The organism is Paenibacillus polygoni, assembly GCF_030263935.1.
GTDB lineage: Bacteria > Bacillota > Bacilli > Paenibacillales > Paenibacillaceae > Paenibacillus > Paenibacillus polygoni.
Genome location: NZ_CP127162.1, coordinates 3725690 through 3746396, shown reverse-complemented (window position 1 = coordinate 3746396; position 20707 = coordinate 3725690). Strand labels below are relative to the sequence as shown.

General features: G+C 42.6%; 18 protein-coding genes. 16 read left to right on the top strand and 2 right to left on the bottom strand.

What is annotated here, in order from left to right; translation table 11 throughout:
- Positions 1-91 precede the first annotated feature (91 nt).
- Positions 92-1360 (top strand): extracellular solute-binding protein, encoded by a 1269-nt coding sequence (locus QPK24_RS17950; protein ID WP_285743493.1) that lies wholly within the window; start codon positions 92-94, stop codon positions 1358-1360.
- 24 nt (positions 1361-1384) lie between these two features.
- Here QPK24_RS17950 and QPK24_RS17945 read toward each other — a convergent pair whose 3' ends face one another.
- Together QPK24_RS17945 and QPK24_RS17940 are read right to left on the bottom strand one after the other, a co-directional pair.
- Positions 1385-2473: a hypothetical protein gene (locus tag QPK24_RS17945; RefSeq protein WP_285743491.1), complete on the bottom strand. Its 1089-nt coding sequence runs from the start codon at positions 2471-2473 to the stop codon at positions 1385-1387.
- A 110-nt stretch (positions 2474-2583) separates the two neighbouring features.
- Positions 2584-2820 (bottom strand): DUF2626 family protein, encoded by a 237-nt coding sequence (locus tag QPK24_RS17940; RefSeq protein WP_285743489.1) that lies wholly within the window; start codon positions 2818-2820, stop codon positions 2584-2586.
- Between the two features lie 277 nt (positions 2821-3097).
- On the opposite strand from QPK24_RS17940, the gene QPK24_RS17935 reads away from it, so the two are divergent.
- The 15 genes from QPK24_RS17935 to QPK24_RS17865 all read left to right on the top strand — a co-directional run bounded on the left by QPK24_RS17935 (position 3098) and on the right by QPK24_RS17865 (position 20677).
- The gene (locus QPK24_RS17935; protein ID WP_160034183.1) at positions 3098-3745 is read left to right on the top strand and encodes an RsfA family transcriptional regulator; all 648 of its coding nucleotides are present in this window, start codon (positions 3098-3100) and stop codon (positions 3743-3745) included.
- 126 nt (positions 3746-3871) lie between these two features.
- A complete protein-coding gene (locus QPK24_RS17930) occupies positions 3872-4819 on the top strand; it encodes a ketopantoate reductase family protein (RefSeq protein WP_285749416.1) in 948 nt (315 codons plus the stop codon).
- A 3-nt stretch (positions 4820-4822) separates the two neighbouring features.
- Entirely contained in the window at positions 4823-5209 is a 387-nt protein-coding gene (locus QPK24_RS17925; RefSeq protein ID WP_407082925.1) for a DUF3397 domain-containing protein, read from the top strand.
- Between the two features lie 148 nt (positions 5210-5357).
- Entirely contained in the window at positions 5358-7025 is a 1668-nt protein-coding gene (locus QPK24_RS17920; RefSeq protein WP_285743486.1) for a peptide ABC transporter substrate-binding protein, read from the top strand.
- A 189-nt stretch (positions 7026-7214) separates the two neighbouring features.
- On the top strand, positions 7215-8147 hold the full coding sequence (locus QPK24_RS17915; RefSeq protein WP_285743484.1) for an ABC transporter permease: 933 nt from the start codon (positions 7215-7217) through the stop codon (positions 8145-8147).
- 3 nt (positions 8148-8150) lie between these two features.
- Complete coding sequence (locus QPK24_RS17910) at positions 8151-9101, top strand: ABC transporter permease (protein ID WP_285743481.1); 951 nt, start codon at positions 8151-8153, stop codon at positions 9099-9101.
- A 12-nt stretch (positions 9102-9113) separates the two neighbouring features.
- Positions 9114-10109: an ABC transporter ATP-binding protein gene (locus QPK24_RS17905; RefSeq protein WP_285743468.1), complete on the top strand. Its 996-nt coding sequence runs from the start codon at positions 9114-9116 to the stop codon at positions 10107-10109.
- Entirely contained in the window at positions 10106-11047 is a 942-nt protein-coding gene (locus QPK24_RS17900) for an ABC transporter ATP-binding protein (RefSeq protein ID WP_285743466.1), read from the top strand. Before QPK24_RS17905 ends, QPK24_RS17900 begins: the two co-directional genes overlap by 4 nt.
- Before the next feature lie 191 nt (positions 11048-11238).
- A complete protein-coding gene (gene bshC / locus QPK24_RS17895; protein WP_285743464.1) occupies positions 11239-12873 on the top strand; it encodes a bacillithiol biosynthesis cysteine-adding enzyme BshC in 1635 nt (544 codons plus the stop codon).
- Between the two features lie 13 nt (positions 12874-12886).
- Positions 12887-14152 carry an adenosylhomocysteinase gene (locus QPK24_RS17890; RefSeq protein ID WP_285743462.1) on the top strand — a complete coding sequence of 422 codons (1266 nt, stop codon included), beginning with the start codon at positions 12887-12889 and terminating at the stop codon, positions 14150-14152.
- Positions 14153-14360: 208 nt separating this feature from the next.
- Positions 14361-14798, top strand: coding sequence for a division/cell wall cluster transcriptional repressor MraZ (gene mraZ / locus QPK24_RS17885; protein ID WP_285743459.1), 438 nt, complete (start codon positions 14361-14363; stop codon positions 14796-14798).
- Between the two features lie 93 nt (positions 14799-14891).
- Positions 14892-15842 (top strand): 16S rRNA (cytosine(1402)-N(4))-methyltransferase RsmH, encoded by a 951-nt coding sequence (gene rsmH, locus QPK24_RS17880; protein WP_285743457.1) that lies wholly within the window; start codon positions 14892-14894, stop codon positions 15840-15842.
- Between the two features lie 27 nt (positions 15843-15869).
- Positions 15870-16268 (top strand): hypothetical protein, encoded by a 399-nt coding sequence (locus QPK24_RS17875; protein WP_285743455.1) that lies wholly within the window; start codon positions 15870-15872, stop codon positions 16266-16268.
- Between the two features lie 38 nt (positions 16269-16306).
- Positions 16307-18607, top strand: coding sequence for a penicillin-binding transpeptidase domain-containing protein (locus QPK24_RS17870; protein WP_285743453.1), 2301 nt, complete (start codon positions 16307-16309; stop codon positions 18605-18607).
- Positions 18608-18694: 87 nt separating this feature from the next.
- Positions 18695-20677 (top strand): stage V sporulation protein D, encoded by a 1983-nt coding sequence (locus QPK24_RS17865; protein WP_285743450.1) that lies wholly within the window; start codon positions 18695-18697, stop codon positions 20675-20677.
- The last annotated feature ends 30 nt before the right edge of the window (positions 20678-20707 follow it).

Genomic DNA, 20707 nt, shown 5'->3' with positions numbered 1-20707 from the left:
AAAAACATAAAGGAAGTAGGACAACAGACCCAATAATTTGTTACAATAGTTGGTAAATGGAAGCTTTGTTTTTGCGGAAGGAGCAAGAGCCTTGAAACGGAGAAATCATTGGATTCTGTTTGTTGTATTGTTATTGTCCCTAACCATACTTTCACCGAGTCTTGATCTCGCTCAAGATCAAACTAGAGAAGAAAGAGACAACGTGACAGATATATTCTCAGTTCCTGCTCCGGAGACTACGCATAAAAATAAACCTCTATCTGTCCTGGTATCGATGGAGGATGAGGAATACGAAATATTTCAGAGTTTTGCTAACAATATAGCAAAAGAAATCGGCATAGAGATCACCATAACAAATAGAGAAGCAGCTGATTTTTATTCAGCGTTTAAGGAAACATTCATGATGGGGGAAAGCCCGGATACCCTGCTTATTGATAACCGGTATATAAAATGGTATGCCAAAAAAGGATATGCTCGGCCGGTGATGGGCGGAGATGGAAATATAGCTGCTGCTGACTCTTTTGATTCTGTGCTCCGAGCAGGGGAGTGGAACGGGTACCTGTGGTCTATTCCCATGGATGTAGATCCCTATGTGTATGCCGAGTATCGGAACGAAGAGACAAGTGAGGAGCCGCTGCAATCGACTAGTACAAGGGATGAGTGGATGTCTCGTCTTACGGGGTGGGGGAAAAGGCTGAACAAGCCTTTTTATTTTAATGGCGAAGATCCTGTGGCCTATGCTTCTTGGCTTACTTTCCTGGGGATTTATCCAGACGTCTCGCACGTGTTTGAGCTAAATGGCGAACAAGAAGAGGATACATTACAGCAGATTCAAGCTATCCAGCCTCTATTTTCTTATATAAAGACAAAGCGGTACAATCTCTCGTCCGTTAGTGGAGATTTTCAAGCCGGCATCATTACTCTATCAGAACTTATTCCTGTCCATAGACAAGAACTTTCTTCCTATATTAATAATGATGTGAAGTCTCAGTCACTTGCTGTAAAAGGACGAAGTTTTATTATCTCTCCTAAATCAACGCAAAAAGAAGCGACAGTAGAGTTTCTTACGAAACTTACATCGCCAAAGTCAGCAAAAAATTGGTTTGCTCTCACAGGTAAGCTCCCTGTATATTCCACTCTGTATACGGATTCCGATCTATCTGATATAACCAATGCGATCCCGCTGCAAGCTTTAGAAGAGAGTATGGAAGAATCATTATTACAGGATGAAGATCATGTGTTATCTGATCCTGAAAAGTCCTTTGCTGCAGCGGAAACGATTGAACAATTTGTACATGGGCAGATCTCTTTAGAAGAATATGAACTACAGCTCGCGCTGCTAATGACAGATTCAAGGTAAGAATTTTTCAGTTTCTGAAGAGTCCTATTTGAGTGAAAGTTCCATCGTTACTTCAAGTGTTTGTTCTCTGGTTGATACACCGGTCGCCTTAATGAAGGACATTAATTTTTGAGGGTAAAATCCAAGGTCGAATTCCTGCTCAAGCATCGTACGAGTTGTATCAGGAAGTTCAAACTGGTTGAAAATGAGTTTATCAACATGAAAAAGAATACCGTTCTCTGGCTCATCAATTACAGAGTAATGACCGTAAACCGCGAGTTCAAGATCGTCACGTTTTCCAGAAGCAATAATGTAATCGTCGTTAAATTCAAACGAAAAGTCTTGGAAAATTTCATTCTCTGATCTTAAAAATTCATTTAGCTGCGCTTCGGTAATTGAAATCGTATAAGTACCGCCATTTATAGAGAGAATGCCAGGTTCTTTTTGTACGTAGGAGGGGAGGTTCTCCATCGCCACAGCCAGCGCATTAAAATATTGATGTACTTCATGAACTCCGACATTATTCCAATAGGAAGTCAGTTCTACAATCAACTTCTCCATGAGGTCTCTTTGATCACTTGAAGAGAGTCCTTTTTCCACTTCTTCTTCAAGAGCCATTACTCGTTCTCTTTGATAGATCAGGTTTTGTTTGATCTGTTCAAGTTCAGTTAGACTTTGCTCCAGTTCCGTAGAAACAGCCATTAATTCACTGTATTTTTTATGGTAGGCACGCAGAGTTTCCTGATCCCCAAGTATAATCATCTCATAATAACCGGCCACTATCTGGAGTGAACGAAAAGAATCTGAACTCAAAAGAATACGGAGGAACTGATTACGCTCACCCATATAATAGGATCTAACGATCGAGCCAGCTCGATCTTCATGACTAGCCATTTCCTTCTTGTGTTGTTGGAGTTCTGTTTCGAGTCGTTGCTGCTTTTGCTGGAGTTCTTCTTGTTTATCTTGGGTGCGCTTAATTTCATGATCAATCTCGACGATCGAGAGGCTGTTCTGGAGTATATTCAGGTTATCTTCTTTTATAGAAAGTTCTGCATGGACATAAGAGGCGGGGTTCGCCATAAGAAGAAAGCAAATAGTAAGCGATACGATCTTAGCGTGTAACCGGTGTCGCAATCAATTCTCCTCCTAACGCAAGCTTGTACCTTGTTAAAACATAGTATGAAAAAGAAAATAAATAAAGAACGGTTTGGCTGTAACAGCCAAACCGTTCTTTAATATGATCTTTATAAAGGTTTGCCCATTTCAAATACAGTCCAATAGCTGAAACCGGTAAAACTAACAATCATGTAAGCCCAGAATAAAAGGATGTACGTTCTCTCAGTGAATTTCAAATAGCCAAGTACAACGAAGAAGACGGTTTGAAAGAAGAAAAGAAAGGCCATTTCTAGCATATTTGCGGCAAAAGCCATAAGTCCAATCGTTAGAGTGAAAAAACCAAGCACACGAAACATGCGCGCCACGATAGCAACCCCCTTTCTGATAATTCGATCAAATGTATACTAAGTAACATTATAGCCTTTAAGGAAAAACCTGTAAATAAAAATCGGGTATGAAAGCGAAATCTTTTCGGGTATGACAATGCTGAAAATTGGAAATACATTTTAATATGAAATAGATTCTATGAACTCTATGAAGGGCATAAGAATGATTAAAGCTGCTTTTATAACCGGCTTACACTCTGGTATACCATGCCGGAGTGAGGTTGTGATAATGGATGCAAGTTAGGAGGTTTATAGCATGACTGCTGTGAGACAAGATGCTTGGAGTGCAGAAGATGATTTGATTCTGGCTGATGTGACGCTTCGTCATATTCGTGAAGGAAGTACTCAGCTGGCTGCTTTTGAAGAAGTAGGGGATAAGATTGGAAGGACCTCTGCTGCTTGTGGTTTTCGTTGGAATAGTTTTGTCCGTAAAAAGTATGATGAAGCTATCGGAATCGCAAAAGCACAGCGTCAAAAAAGAAGTTATTCAAAAAGACAATCTTCGGTACAGCCGCAGGTTGCAGCCCTTTCTGTAACCGATACGGAAGAAATGGTATATCGCTCAGAAGCATTTTCAGAAGAAACGTTATCTATTGATGCCGTAATCCGGTTCCTGAGACAATGGAAAGGGATGGTTCACGAAAATGCTAGACATTTAAAACTCTTGGAAAAAGAGCTTCGTGAAAAAGAAGAAGAATTAAATGATTTGAAGTTTGAGAATGAACGATTGTTCAAACAAGTGAACGAAGTACAGACGGACTACCGTGTAGTGAATGATGACTACAAAGCGCTGATCCAGATCATGGACCGGGCAAGAAGACTAGCATTTCTGTCAGAAGAAGAGGAAGAAGTGAAATCTAGGTTTAAAATGGATGCGAACGGCAATCTCGAACGTATTGATTAACAGACAGATTAAGCCTGTGTCTAAGACCCGTATTATCGCTATTATGCGGTAGACGGGTTTTTGTCATCTTATCCTTCTGTTATCATAATAAATAAATGAATCGTAATGGGAGTGGGATCTGTTTTGATGATTGATGTAATTGGTGCGGGGGCACTGGGACTACTATATGGGGGCCAGCTTGCGGCATCTGGCGAATCGGTCCGTTTATGGGTGAGAACAGAGGAGCAAGCGAGTGAACTCGTGAGGAATGGGATACATATAACGGACCCCAAGGGGCAGGTATCAAAGGTGCAAGTCTCTAATCTACAGATCGATGTGATCAACCGATTTGAAGAGATATGGCAGAAGCATCCGGGAAATCTTCTGATGATCATGACAAAGCAAGGTGCGATCAACGATGTGATTGAGGTGCTGACAAGCGCCGATGTGGATATACCCATTTATTGTTTTCAAAATGGAACAGGGCATACTCGCAAAATGGCTACGGCTTTGCCTAAAGCCACTGTGTTTGCTGCGGTAACTACAGAAGGGGCGAAAAGAACAAGCAAGTATGAAGTGATTCGAGCTGGTTATGGTGAAACTCTCTTAGAGTCATGCAAAGAAGAGCAAACGAAAGCAATAAATGTGATGCTGTATTTTACAGAAGCGTTACTCAAAGCAGGATTTACTACAAAATCGTCGAATGAAATCGATAAGCTGGTATACCGAAAACTGATGATTAACGCGATTATTAATCCCCTTACCTCCATTTGGAGAATTACAAACGGCGAGTTATTACATCATTCCTACCGACTACAGACGATGAAACAATTGTATGTAGAAGCCGCTCGTGTGTATGATGCGCTGTCTATTCCTTATGATGCTGATTTATGGGAACAAGTGATTCAAGTTTGCCGCTCAACCGCAAGTAATCGGTCTTCGATGTGTACAGATGTCATGAATGGGAAAGCAACAGAGATTGATGCAATTAACGGAAGTATCATCGCTATGGCAAAGGAGGCAGGGGTGGCCGCTCCTGGACATGAGCTTGTATATAAATTAGTTCAAGGGATGTTAATAGAGGAGGAAGTGTAAAATTTGAATACAATCGAATCTTTCCTGAGCGTGCTGAGCATGCTCCCTTTTTTTCCGTTTCTCATTGTGTATTTCCTCGTTCTTTATTATAAGAAGCAAAAGAAAGTTGCCCTTCTTACCGCAATGGATGTGACGACAATCTTTCTGATTGCTGCGGTTGCTGCTCTATTTAATAATACATTTGACTCAGGGTTTGGATTCTATTTGATTTTAATCTTGTTACTTATTGCTCTCGGTCTGATCGGAAGTGCCCAAACGAGATTAAAAGGAAAGATTGATTATAAGCGTATGTTCAGGGTCGTTTGGCGCATGGCTTTTGTCTTGATGGGGTTTAGTTACATAGTACTTATGGCCTTTGGATTATTCAGTTACATAATAGCTCTGATGTAAGAAAATATGACATATTTTACGTGCGTTTTGTGTCGAATGAGTCGAATTTTGAAAAAATATGTAGAAGAAGAAAAAGTTATATGGATTTTTTTGACCACTGGTTGTATAATCTATAAACATATACCACATTTTGAGGGGGAAATGCTAGATGAAGAGGAAAAGTTTGCTAGTCCTTTTGACGCTTGTTCTTGCATTTGGTACCGTACTTGCAGCGTGCGGTTCAGATAATAGCAATGATAGCAGTCAAGGTGATGGTTCTTCCACACCAACAGAACAGGTTTTAAGAATTAACTTGAGCGCTGAACCACCAACTTTTGACCCTGCTCTTGCGCAAGACAGCCAAACGAACACCGTTTTGAAAACGATGTATGAAGGCCTTGTTCGTATGGACTCTGAAGGCAATGTAATTTCAGGTGTAGCTGAAGATTGGGAAATTTCCGAAGATGGACTGATCTACAAGTTCAATCTTCGTGACGATGCTAAATGGAGCAACGGCGACGCAGTAACAGCAAATGACTTTGTATTTGCTTGGAAACGCGTACTTGATCCTGCAACCTCCCCAGCGCCTCCGTATTCCTATCAACTTTACTACATTAGTGGTGCAGAGGAATACAATAAAGGCGAATTAACAGATTTCTCCAAAGTCGGTATTGAAGCTGAGGACGAGCATACTTTGAAAGTTACTCTGAAAAATCCGACTCCTTATTTCTTGGGTCTGACTTCATTCTATACTTATTATCCGGTTCACCAATCGGTAGTAGGTAATGATAAATGGGCAACTAACAAAGATTCAATGATCACTAACGGTGCATTCACGCTTACCCAGTGGACAACAGGACAAAAAATTGAGGTAACAAAGAACGAACAATATTGGGATAAAGATAATATCAAACTTTCAAAAATCGATATGTCTTTGACACCTAGCGGTGCAACAGAGCTATCCTCTTATAGAGGCGGAGAACTTGATTATGCTGGAGCTCCTAACGGCGAAATCCCTACTGACCAAATTCCAGGCGTAAGTAAAGAATTGCCAGAGGAATTCCATTCTACTGGTATTGCAAGCACTTACTATTATATGTTTAATACAACGGCTGAGCCGTTCCAAAATGCAAAAATCCGTAAAGCTTTCGCAATGGCACTAAATCGTCAATCCATTGTTGATAATGTAACCCTTGGCGGACAAATTCCTGCTTACGGTTTTGTACCACCAGGTATTAAAGGTGAATCAGCACAGTTCCGTGAGGAAGTAAAAGATACAGGATACTTCCAAGAGAATGCAGATGAAGCGAAGAAATTGCTAGAAGAAGGTATGAAAGAAGAAGGATACACGACTCTTCCTAAGATTACTTTGATCTATAACTCGAGTGAAGCTCACCAAAAATTGGCGGTAGCTGCTGCGAATATGTGGAAAACTGTTCTTGGTGTAGAAGTAGCTACACAAAACCAAGAGTGGGGCGTATTCCTAGAAACTCGTAACAACCTTAACTATCAAATCTCGCGTGCAGGTTGGTCTGCTGACTATAATGATCCAATGACATTCATGGATATTTGGACAACAGGTAACGGTAATAATGATTCTGGTTATGCGAATCCTGAATATGATGCTTTGATTAAGAAAGCGGCAGAGGAAAGAGATCTAGCTAAACGTAATGAGTACTTCGCACAAGCTGAAAAAATCTTGATTCAAGATGATATGGTTATTGCACCGGTGTACTATTATACGAATGTGTCACTCACTAAACCTAATCTTAAAGGTGTGAGCCTTGACTTTAGCGGAGCGATTGATTTCACCAGAGCTTATCTTGAGAACAAGTAATCATCTAACAGTATAGTTATTTCGGGATATATATGCGGGTAACCCCTTATATATCCCGATTTTTTATTTACTCTACCAATTTCCAGAATTAAGTAATTTTTTGCATATAACGAAAATGGACTTACTATTATTATGCTGATTTACTTGTGATTCACATCTGTTAATTCTATGCGGGAGGTGTTCAAGGTCATGGTAAGATACGTGATCAACAGGCTTGTCTTTATGCTGATATCATTATTTATCCTCATCTCCGCAACGTTTTTCTTAATGAAGGCGATTCCGGGTAACCCATTCATGGGGGAGAAAAATGTATCACCTGAGATTGAAGCTAGACTGATGGAGCAATATGGGCTTGATAAGCCGGTTTTTCAACAATATACAAAGTATCTTGGTGATATTGCCACAGGTGACTTTGGTATTTCAATGAAAAGACTTAATCAAGATGTAGGTGGTATTATTAGCGATACATTTGCTGTCTCTCTTAAACTTGGAGCGGTTGCGATCGTAGTTGCTGTCATTGTTGGTGTTTTGTTAGGAATGATTGCAGCTATGAATCATCGCAAAATTATTGATAATGTAGCGATGATATTAGCCGTACTGGGTATCGCGGTACCGAGTTTCGTGCTTGCATCTCTTCTGCAGTTTTATCTAGCTCAAGAGGCCGGCTGGTTCAAGGTAATGGGACTAAACGGACCGCTTGACTATGTTCTTCCTGTCGCAGCGTTATCTGCTCAGCCAATTGCTTTTATTGCAAGGTTAACGCGTTCGAGTATGCTCGAAGTCCTGCATGCAGATTACGTGAAAACGGCGAAGGCGAAAGGTCTTAACAGTGTTACGATTATGTTCAAACATATTATTCGTAACGCGATCCTTCCGGTTGTAACTTATGTGGGCCCAATGACGGCCAATATTATTACAGGATCCGTTGTTATTGAACGTATATTCGGAATCGGCGGGATCGGTAAAGTATTCGTTGAAAGTATTACAACTCGTGATTATACGATGATTATGGGAATTACGATTTTCTACGGAATTATCTTAATGGTAGCGCGCTTTATTACAGATATCGCTTATGTCATTATTGATCCGCGTATCAAATTATCCAATGGGAAGGAGGGCTAGGTAATGTCTGCAAATCAATCTCAAATCGATCCAAACCACATGCAGCTTACACCCGAAGATTTTAGAAAGATCGGGGTAGACGAGAAGCAGGCAGAGGTCATTCAAAGACAAAGTGTCTCTGCTATGCGAGATGCTTGGGAACGCCTTCTGAAAAACAAGCTTGCCATGGGCAGCCTAGTCATCCTCATTATCATTATTATTATGGCTCTCTTTGCTCCACTGTTATCAGGGTACCAATACGATACACAAGATCTTACAAAAACCAACCAACCCCCTTCTTCTGAATTTTGGTTTGGGACGGATGATCTCGGACGCGACATGTGGGTACGTACCTGGTCTGGTGCAAGGATTTCACTGCTCATTGGTTTTGCAGCAGCATTTATTGACCTTGCGATCGGTGTAATCTACGGCGGTATCATGGGATTCTATGGCGGACGTGTCGGAGAACTCATGAATAAATTCTCTGAAATCTTATATTCGATCCCTTACTTGCTAGTAACGATTCTACTACTTGTCGTATTTGAACCTAGTATAGGTACGATTATATTAGCTTTATGTATCACGGGCTGGATTAATATGTCCTGGATTGTACGCGGTGAGATTATGCAGCTGAAGAACCGGGAGTTCGTTCTGGCTTCCAAATCCATGGGTGCTAATTCTTCTAGACTTATTTTCAAACATTTATTGCCAAATGCAGTAGGTCCTATTATCGTTACACTTACGCTTTCTGTACCAAGTGCCATCTTTAGTGAAGCATTCCTAAGTTTCTTGGGTCTTGGTGTACAAGCTCCTAAGGCTTCTCTTGGTTCAATGATTGAGAATGCACTGACAGGATGGATGTACTATCCTTGGCGGATGTTGTTCCCAGCAGGTCTTATCAGTTTGATTATGCTTGCGTTCAACTTGTTTGGTGATGGGCTTCGTGATGCACTTGATCCAAAATTGAAAAAATAGGAGGTGGATGTAATGGATTCGTTGTTACAGGTTAAAGATCTTAACGTTTCTTTTAAAGTGAGAGACGGAGAGGTGAAAGCTGTTCGCGGCATGAACTTTGAGATTGGCAAAGGGGAGACAGTTGCGATCGTAGGTGAATCAGGTAGTGGTAAAAGTGTAACAGCTCAAACCATTATGCGTTTGATTCCGTCTCCACCATCTATCATTAATAAAGGTGAAATTATCTTTCAAGGGCAGGACTTGCTCAAGAAAACAAATAGACAAATGGAAGCAATCCGCGGCAAAGATATCGGAATGATCTTCCAAGATCCCATGACTTCACTGAATCCAACGATCAAAATTGGACATCAGATTACGGAAGTCTTGATTAAGCATCAAAAGATGTCGAAAGAGAAAGCAAAAAAAGAAGCCATTACGATGCTGAAGATGGTAGGAATCAAGAATGCGGAAGCTAGATTTAATCAGTATCCGCATGAGTTCTCCGGCGGTATGCGTCAACGTGCGATGATTGCCATCGCCCTTGCTTGTAAACCTGCTCTTCTTATTGCAGATGAACCGACTACGGCTCTTGATGTAACGATTCAAGCTCAAATTATGGATGTTATGAAAGAGATGCAGGATAAGCTGGGTACATCGATCATTTTGATCACGCATGACCTTGGTGTTGTTGCCGGGATTGCGGACCGCGTTATCGTTATGTATGCAGGTGAAGTGGTAGAAACGGGAACTAAATATGAAATTTTCAAAAATCCGCAGCATCCATACACAAGAGGGCTCATGCGCTCCATGCCTCGTTTGGATCAGAAAAAGGATGAGCCTCTCATTCCTATCGTGGGAACTCCGCCGGATCTGATCAAACCTCCGGTTGGCTGCCCGTTTGCAGCGCGCTGTGATAGTGCAATGAGTATCTGTCAAAAAGTGGACCCAGCCGCTACGGTATTCAGTGATACGCATTCGGCTCGTTGCTGGGAACATCATCCTATGGCGAAGGAGGTACATTCCTCATGAAGAGTAACAACTTGATTGAAGTAGAAGGTCTGAAGAAGTATTTTAATGTAGGAAATAATCGCACACTCAAAGCGGTAGATAACCTGAACTTTTACATTCGTGAAGGAGAGACTCTGGGCATGGTAGGGGAGTCTGGCTGTGGTAAGTCAACAGCGGGTCGTACCATTCTTCGTTTGTATGAGCCGACGGCAGGAAGTGTAAGATTTAACGGAACGGATATTTATAAATTACCTCCGAACAAAATGAAAGCCATGCGCCGAGACATGCAGATGATCTTCCAAGATCCTTATGCATCACTCAATCCGCGGTTTACCGTTGCTGACATTGTTGGAGAAGCGCTTGATATTCACAATATGGCAGGCAGCAGTAAGGAACGTAAGAAACGGATTGAGGAACTTCTTGACCTTGTTGGTCTGAACGCGGATCATGCCAACCGTTATCCTCATGAATTCTCGGGTGGTCAGCGCCAGCGGATCGGTATCGCTCGTGCACTGGCTGTCAATCCAAAGTTCATAATTTGTGATGAGCCGATCTCTGCACTGGATGTATCGATTCAGGCTCAGGTGGTTAACTTGCTCAAAGAACTTCAGGATCGTCTTGGTTTAACTTATCTCTTTATTGCCCATGACCTTTCTATGGTTAAGCATATCAGTGACCGGGTTGCTGTTATGTATATGGGTAAAATGGTAGAACTGGCTGAGAGCGATGAGCTTTATGCCAATCCAATTCATCCATATACCAAAATGTTGTTATCTGCGATTCCGATTCCAGATCCGGATATTGAAGCAAATAAAAAACGTATCATTATGCCGCAAGATGATGCAGGTCCAATAAGTAATGGTAAAGAGGGCCAGGGTGCAAAAAGTGCTTACAACCTCGATAATGCTAAACTTATTGAAGTATCAAAAGGCCATTTTGTAGCTGAACCATACGCTTAATGTAATGTGAGAAGAAGCCATCGATGAAATCATCGGCGGCTTCTTTCCATTGAAGTAGAAAAAGCTGAATGTGTATTTTGAGAAGGAATACTTCATCTATAACTGTAGTATCGTTCTGATTATTACTTTGACGTGAACTTAAGCATTCGGTACAATCGAATAAGGTTTTAAATGAATAGGAGGTTGACCTCATGAATGTAATTCCTGAGGCGCTTCGTAGTGGATCACCACTCGCGGAACATTATTTACGTTACGATGAGGCCATACATCATTTGTACGAATATGATTTTCGTGATGCGGGAAGCTACGCAGCGCGTGCTGAATGGCTGGATCGAACCGAAGATACACGGGTGGATCGCCAAGATATCGTGCGTTTTTTGCGTTCATATAATAGAAGACTAAATTCACATCCCGCAGTAATGGAATCAATTGAGCGTTTGGCACAGCCGAATGCACTTGTCATTTCGGGCGGACAACAAAGCGGACTCTTTACGGGTTCATTACTTGTTATTTATAAGGCCGCAACGATCATTAAGGCTGCAAGAGAAGCTGAAATGAAGCTGAATCGCCCTGTCGTTCCTGTCTTCTGGATTGCAGGTGAAGATCATGACTGGGATGAAGTGGATCATACTTACATGATGACAGCTGATCTAAATATTACGAAGGTAAGAATGCCGGGTCGGTATGATGGAAGAGCATCTGTAAGTTTAGTAAGCGTGGATCGGGAAAACTGGCTTGAAGCGATACATAAGCTGGAAGAACTGCTCCCAGATACTGAGTTTAAACCGGGTCTAATTTCTGATATCAAGGCAGCGGTTCAGGATGATAACCTAAGTCTGAGTGATGTATTCGCTAAAATGATGGGTCAATTGTTTGGTTCTTATGGACTTGTATTGCTGGATTCGGCAGATCCCGAGCTGCGTGCACTCGAAGTTCCTATTTTTGAGCGGATGATTGAAGACAACGATGCTTTGGAACGATGTTATCATGAATCGGCAGGTCATGTCGTAACCAGTGGATTTGGTATGCAGGCTGAGGTAACTGCAGACTGTGCTAATATATTTTATATCCATGAAGGTTCTCGGTTGCTGCTACATAAAGAAAACGGGAAGTTTATCGATCGCAGAGGATACGTTTCTTTTACCAAAACGGAACTCATTGATATATTAAAACAACATCCGGAACGCTTTAGCAACAATGTTCTGACACGGCCGCTGATGCAGGATTCTCTGCTTCCTGTGTTATCTACCGTTCTTGGTCATGCAGAGATTGCCTACTGGGCTCTCACCAAAGAAGCTTTTCACCGTTTTGGGCTCAGAATGCCGATTTTGCAGCCAAGGATGTCTTTTACAATCTTGGATCAGCATATTCAAAAATTAATGGATAAATATGATTTAAGTTTCCATGATATTCAGTATGCTTTTAACGATAAAAAGGACACTTGGCTCAGTACTCTAGACGAATTTAACATGAATGAACAATTTGAATTGTTGAAAACGTCATTCCACAAACTGTATGCTCCCGTACTTGAGCAGCTAAATCAGATTGAGCCGGGGCTAGGCCGACTTGGCGTTACAAACAGCAGCAAGATTGAAGAACAGATTTCCTATATGCAGCTGAGAACAAAACAAGCTATCGCACAGAGGCATGATGCTTCAGTGAAACAATGGGATACACTAGACCTGACCTTATTCCCAATGAAACGTCCGCAAGAAAGAGTCTATAACGTATACGGTTATTTAAATCGCTATGGTACACGCTGGCTTACGGATCTCATGAATATTCCTGCTGATCTTAGCGGCCATCATCATATTCTGTATCTATAATGGAGGAAAAAGGATGACTACGGAAGCACTGAGAAATAGTATTGTTGCAGATATGGGGCTTGCTCCAGAAGGACATCTCAAAATTGATTGGGTAGAAGCTCACATGCCGGTTCTTAACCGGGTGCGCAAAGAATTTGAGGCGGATTTGCCTTTTAAAGGCCTGAATATTACGATTTGTCTTCATCTTGAAGCAAAAACAGCTTACCTTGCGAAAGTCATTCAAGCGGGCGGAGCAAATGTAACCATTACAGGAAGCAACCCGCTGTCCACACAAGATGATGTATGTGCAGCCCTTGTTGAGGATGGGATCACGGTATTTGCTAAATACAATCCTGACCCAGCTGAATATAAGCAGTTGATTATTAATGCACTGGAAACAAAACCGGATTTCATCATTGATGATGGCGGGGATCTGGTTACAATCCTTCATTCAGAGAGACCTGAGCTGCTTGAAACCATTCGAGGCGGTGCAGAAGAAACGACAACCGGGATTATTAAGTTAAAAGCCCTCGAAAAAGAGGGAGTGCTGAAACTTCCGATGGTTGCGGTTAATGACGCATACTGTAAATATCTTTTCGACAATCGTTATGGCACAGGACAATCTGCATTTGATGGCATTATTCGGACAACGAATCTTGTCGTAGCAGGCAGTACCGTAGTTGTTGTGGGATATGGATGGTGTGGTAAAGGTGTGGCTATGCGTGCAAAAGGACTCGGAGCGAATGTGATTGTCACCGAAGTAGACCCGATTAAAGCGGTTGAGGCTCACATGGATGGATTCCAAGTTATGCCGATGATCGAAGCAGCGAAACGGGGGAACTTCTTCATTACCGTTACAGGGAACAAAGATGTGATCACAGGAGAGCACTATGATGTGATGAAAGACGGAGCGGTTCTAGCGAATGCAGGCCACTTTGATGTGGAAGTGAACAAACCTGAACTTGCTAAACGTGCCGTTTCCATCCGTACGGTTCGTAAAAATATTGAAGAATACCGCTTTGCAGATGGCAGAAAAATGTATCTTCTCGCTGAAGGTCGTCTGGTTAACCTCGCAGCAGCAGATGGGCATCCAGCAGAAATTATGGATACTACATTTGCGCTGCAAGCGCTCGGACTTCGTTATGTAAGAGAAAATCATGAAACACTTGATCGTGCTGTCATTAAAGTCCCTTATGAGATTGATGAGAAAGTAGCAAGGTACAAACTGGATAGTCTAGGTATTACCCTTGATACACTGACAGAGAAACAAAAAGCTTATCTCGATAGCTGGAATGCATAATTATTTTTGAAATAAAAAAGAGTGATGTGAAAGCCTGAATTAGGCGGAACACATCACTCTTTTTGTGCGTCAAGGTAGTCCTTTTACATCTTTTCCAAAAAGTTTCATAGCAAGCTAGAAGGGTTTTGATTTTTACAAGCGAATCTATTATGCTTAAGTGGTGGAAAGTGGAGCAAAGTGGAGAGTTTAGGGTGAGGAGTGGTGGACAATGTTTATGGGGGAGTTCCAACATAGCATTGACGATAAAGGCCGAATCATTATTCCGGCTAAATTCCGCGAACCTCTTGGACCTAGCTTTGTGATCACTCGAGGCTTAGACCAGTGTCTGTTTGTGTACCCGATGGAAGAATGGGTGATTATGGAACAGAAACTTAAAGCTCTTCCGCTGATGAAATCCGATGCACGTGCATTTACACGCTTTTTTTTCTCAGGAGCGACAGAATGCGAACTCGACAAACAGGGCAGGGTAAATTTACCGCCAAGCTTGCGAGATTACGCCAAGATGGACAAGGAATGTGTCGTTCTTGGTGTTTCGAATCGGGTGGAGATCTGGAGCAAAGGCATTTGGGAACAATACTACAGCCAATCTGAAGAAACGTTTAATGATATTGCCGAAAAGCTGGTCGATTTTAATTTTGAATTTTAACATGGCAGTAAGGAAATCAACAAGAAATCACATAACTGTGCAGATAGGAATTAGCAAATCTGTAAATCAAAACAATGTCTGGAGGACAAGCAAGTGTTTCACCACATTACCGTACTTAAAGAAGAAGCAACCGAAGGACTTAACATCAAACAGGACGGGATTTACGTGGACTGCACGCTCGGCGGTGCGGGTCATAGCTCGGTTATCGCTTCAAAACTGGGACCACAGGGAAGACTCATTGCCCTTGACCAGGACGATTGGGCTCTTGATCATGCCAAGAGTAAACTAGCGGAGTTTGATACGAACATTACACTCGTAAAGACTAATTTTCGAGATTTGACCGAAGTGCTGACTGCGCAGGACGTGCCCATGCAGGGCGGGATACCACAAGTGGACGGTATTTTGTACGACTTAGGTGTGTCATCACCCCAGTTTGATGAAGGAGAACGCGGATTCAGTTATAACCACGATGCACCACTGGATATGCGGATGGATCAATCTGCTCTTTTGACAGCAAAAGACATCATTAATGAGTGGAGTGAAGAAGAAATTGCCCGAATTTTGTATGTTTATGGCGAAGAAAAGTTTTCAAGACGCATTGCGCGGGTAATAGTTGAAAAAAGAAAGTCTGCACCTATTGAAACTACAGGCGAATTGGTCGATATCATAAAAGAAGGTATTCCGGCGGCTGCCCGGAGAACGGGCGGTCATCCTGCCAAACGAAGCTTTCAAGCCCTTCGAATTGCCGTGAATGATGAGCTCGGTGCATTTGAGGAAGCTTTACATCAGGCTGTGCGTTGTCTTAAGCCTGGAGGCAGAGTATCTGTTATTACGTTTCATTCCTTGGAAGACAGGATATGTAAACAGATTTTTAGCAGTTATTTAGAAAAATGCACATGCCCAACTGACTTCCCGTTATGTGTCTGTGGGGGTAAAGGAACGCTGCGGCTCGTAAATCGTAAGCCGGTGGTACCCACAGAAGCAGAACTGTCGCAAAACCCCAGAGCGCGTTCAGCAAAGCTGCGTGTAGCGGAGAAATTGTAACCTATTGAAACGTAAGGAGAGTCGACTATGGCCTATACACGTGGCAATCTGGCAATGAAAGAGAGAGCAAATGCTGAACAGCTAAAGCCCAATCGCTATAAGGAAACGACAAAAGTCGTAACACGGAGAACAGGACTGCCTCCAAGAGAGAAATTCCTGTATTTGATGACGGTAATCGTATGTATAGCAATTGCGAGTGTTTTGGTGGGCAGATATGCAAATATTTACGATCTGAACAAGCAGATGCACACGGCAAACCAGAGTATTGAACAGTCTAATAAAGAAATGGCTGTAATTGAAGTTCAGAAAGAAAAACTGGAAAGCGATATTGTAGCGAAAGCGCGGGAGCTCGGTTACATTGAGCCGTCTTCGGAACAAGAGGCAATTCGAGTTCAAAGAACGTCAGTTACAACGGGCACTCCGTAAGGAAGGACCAAACTGACGATTGAATGTGAGGTTTGAAAATGGGGAAAACAGGAAAAAGAATAAAACTTCGCACGTTACTTATTGGAGGGATCATCACCCTCTTTTTTCTTGTACTTGTAGGGAAAGTATTTTGGATTCAAGTAGTTGATGCGGATACATGGAAAAAGCATGCTTTGGAACTTATCGATCGAACGAAGATAATTTCTGCCAAACGAGGAACGATAACGGATCGTAATGGAGATATTCTTGCTAAAGATGCCCCTGCTTATACGGTGGCAGTGAATCCTAAACTCATCGCTGAAAAAGAGATTGAAGATGAGGTTGTGAAGGGGCTCCATAATTTGCTCGGCAAAGATGAGGCTGGTCTTCGAGAGGATATAACTTCAACAAAGGATGACGGTGAGTTACGTATTTACCGCGAGGTTCGAAGCGAAGGGTACAAGATCAGCCAAGAACTGAAAGACCAAGTTGATGAATTTAGAGAAAAACTGGACGAAGAATATGGTGCAAAAGATGCGATTGTTTTGATGGAAGCAACAAAACGGTTCTATCCTGAAAATAATCTGGCGTCCCATGTCCTTGGCTACCTGAATAAAGAAGATGACCCTGTCTATGGCCTCGAGCTCTATTATGATGAGAAGTTAAAAGGACAAGATGGAAAAATGGTCTATCAGGCTGACAGGAAAGGGGTAGAGATTAATAATTCAACGGTTGAATATACCCCTGCCGTTAATGGTAAAAATTTGACTCTAACTATTGATGATACGATCCAGTTCTATATAGAAGAAGCCATGAAAAAAGCGGTGGATCAGTATGATCCAATCAGTATGACTGTAATCGCAGCGGATCCAAATACAATGGAAATTTTAGGAATGGCAAATATGCCGAATTATAATCCTAATACGTACTGGGAATCCGAACAGGAAAACTTTTTTAATCATGCGATCCAATCTATTTACGAGCCGGGGTCTACCTTTAAGATTGTAACCCTGGCAGGAGCCGTAGAAGAAAAGCTGTTTAATCCAAATGCTACCTATGAATCCGGTAGTGTTACAGTGGGTGGCCGCACGATTAGTGACGTAAGTCGGAATTGGGGGACAATAACCTATCTCGATGGAGTCAAACGTTCCAGTAACGTTGCGTTTGTTAACCTCGGGTATAAAATGCTTGGTGGAGAAAAACTGCGCAGTTATATTGATAAGTTTGGATTTGGTGTGAAAACAGGAATTGACTTACCTAATGAGTCTGCTTCACCGATTCGTGAACTGCATTATGCTGCAGATATAGCTGCGGCTTCTTACGGGCATGGTCTCGTGCAAGTTACGCCGCTTCAGCAGGTTGCTGCTGTTTCTGCTATTGCTAATGGTGGTAAATTAATGGTTCCGCATCTGGTCAAAGAGATAACAGATCCAAATACGGGTGAAGTAGAAAAGGTAGAACCTAAAGTAGTAAGACAAGCAATATCAGCGTCTACTTCCAAAACAGTCAGCACTTATCTAGAACAAGTGGTTGCTGATCGGGAAAAAGGTTCGGGAAGAAAAGCATATATTGATGGTTATCGTGTCGCAGGTAAGACAGGGACGGCGATAAAGTATGTAAACGGTAAATATGATCATTCGAAGGCAGTTGTATCCTTTATTGGTTTCGCGCCTGCAGACAATCCTAAAATTGCAATGATCGTCGTAATTGACCAGCCGAATGACCCCACGGTAGGGGGAGGAACCGCAGCAGCTCCTGTATTTAAGGAGATCATGTCAAAGTCCCTTACGTATCTGGGTGTACCAAAAGAAACAGCATCTAAGGATGACACCGATAAATCAAAAGTGGTGAGCAAAAAAGCACCGGATTTGGTTGGAAAATCGGGCAAAGAAGCAAGATCACAGCTTCTTGAACAAGGGATTGCTTATGAAACTCTTGGTAAGGGAAGCGAAGTCGTTAAGCAATATCCAGAGTCGGGTACTGCTTTGCAACCTGGGCAACGAGTGTATTTGTTAACAGAAGACAGCGATACGATGGAAGTACCGGATCTGACCGGAGAATCCCTGCGGGATGCCCTGGAAGTACTGACTCTGATCAAAGTAGGAGTTAAAGTCGAAGGTGAAGGTTTCGTATCTGAACAAAAGGTAGAAGTGTCCGGCGAACAACGGACGGTTGTCCTTACGCTAAAATCGGCCAAAGAAACCGTTACGGGAGAAACGGGAGAAGATGTGCTTTCTTCGGACGAGGCAGAGGATGTGAATAAATCCGAAGCTGGTACTGAAAATAAAGAATCAGCGGAATCAACGGTAACAGAACCTGAAATAAGCGGTACTACAGCTGAAGAACGCGGTGATAACTAAAGGCTTGTTCTATTCCCTGATTGTCCTGAATATTCATAATGATGAATGATATTGTGAATGAAGGAGACAAGTCGGGGGGAGATGAATATGGCCAAAGTGTCCAGCGTGATGCTTCGTCGCCGTTTACTATGGTGCATGCTGATACTTCTTATTTTATTTTCAGCACTGGTCGTACGTTTAGCTTATGTACAATTTGTCAAAGGGCCAGCATTATCGGAGGAAGCGGAGAACTTGTGGCGAAGAGAAATTCCGTACACAGCAAAAAGAGGACAAATCCTTGATCGGAACGGGATTTCTCTTGCTTACAACATTACAACGCCATCCGTGATGGCTATTCCTGTACAGATTAAGGACAAGGAGCAGACGGCTACGGCTTTAGCACCCTTACTAGGGATGACGAAGGAAAAAGTGCTGGGTATTATCTCGAAGAAAGAAAGAATAGTTCAGATCAAGCCCGGGGGCCGCAAAATTACGATGGAGAAAGCACAGCAGATTCGTGATTTAGAGCTTCCGGGCATTGTTGTAGCTGAAGATAATAAACGCTATTATCCTTTTGGGGATCTTGCAGGTCATATTCTTGGATTTACCGGAATTGATAATCAGGGATTGACCGGTGTTGAAAAAACGTATGATGACAATCTGAACGGAATTGGGGGAGGTATTGCCTATCTCTCTGATGCCGCAGGCAGATTAATGCCGGGATCAAGCGAGACTTATCAAGCTCCTCAAGATGGACTGAACCTCAAGCTTACGATTGACCAGCCGATTCAGTCTATTATTGAACGTGAACTGGATCAAGCAATGGTCAAATTTCAAGCCAATTCGGCTCTTGCCATTGCGATGAACCCAAAGACTGGGGAAGTACTCGGGATGGCCAGCCGCCCAAGCTATGAACCCGGTCACTATCAGGAATATGACGCTGATATATATAATCGGAATTTACCGGTATGGATGACATATGAACCGGGTTCTACCTTCAAGATTATTACGCTGGCAGCTGCCCTTGAAGAAAAGAAAGTGGATCTTAAAAATGACAGGTTTTTTGATAAGGGGTTTGTTGAAGTCGGCGGAGCTAGACTTCGGTGCTGGAAGAAAGGCGGCCATGGCAGCCAGTCCTTTTTACAGGTTGTGGAAAACTCCTGTAATCCAGGGTTTGTTGCCCTAGGTCAAAAACTTGGCAAAGAGTCGCTTTTCAAGTATATTAAAAACTTCGGTTTCGGCTCTAAAACAGGCATTGACCTTAGTGGAGAAGCCTCTGGAATTTTATTTAAACTCTCGCAGGTAGGACCTGTAGAGCTTGCTACGACTGCTTTTGGTCAAGGGGTATCTGTTACTCCTATCCAGCAGATTACGGCCGTCTCTGCCGCCATTAACGGCGGGAAACTGTACAAACCATTTGTAGCCAAGTCCTGGGTTGATCCGGTGACAGGTAAAATCGTAGAAGAGACCAAGCCTGAAGTCGTAAGGCAAGTCATCTCTGAAGAAACATCGAGGAAGGTTCGAGAAGCTCTCGAAAGTGTAGTCGCGAAAGGAACAGGCCGCCCGGCATTTATTGATGGATACCGAGTAGGCGGAAAGACGGGTACGGCACAGAAGGTAATTAATGGGAGATACTCGTCGACAGAACATATTGTTTCCTTTATCGGTTTTGCTCCAGCGGATGATCCGCAGATTGTCGTATATACGGCCGTTGATAACCCGAAAGGAATCCAATTCGGAGGCGTTGTTGCCGCGCCGATTGTACAGAACATTCTAGAAGATTCGCTTCATTATTTACAAGTACCGCCTCGGAGTGATCAGATCGCTAAGGAATACAAATATGGCGAAACACCGATCGTTACTGTTCCAAATCTTACCGGAGCGACAGTACAGGACCTCTATGAGGATCTTAATATGAACTTCATGCTGTCGAAATCCGGATCTGGCAAAACCGTAGTAAGTCAAGCTCCAAAGCCAGGAGCAAGGGTGGAACGCGGCTCGACCATTCGAATCTACATGGGCAGTGAACCGGAAGATGCGCACCAGAGCGAAGAGAAAACGAAGGCAGATAATGAAAAAGAAGAGCCTTAAGGTTTTTACTCATCTATCTATGGACCATAC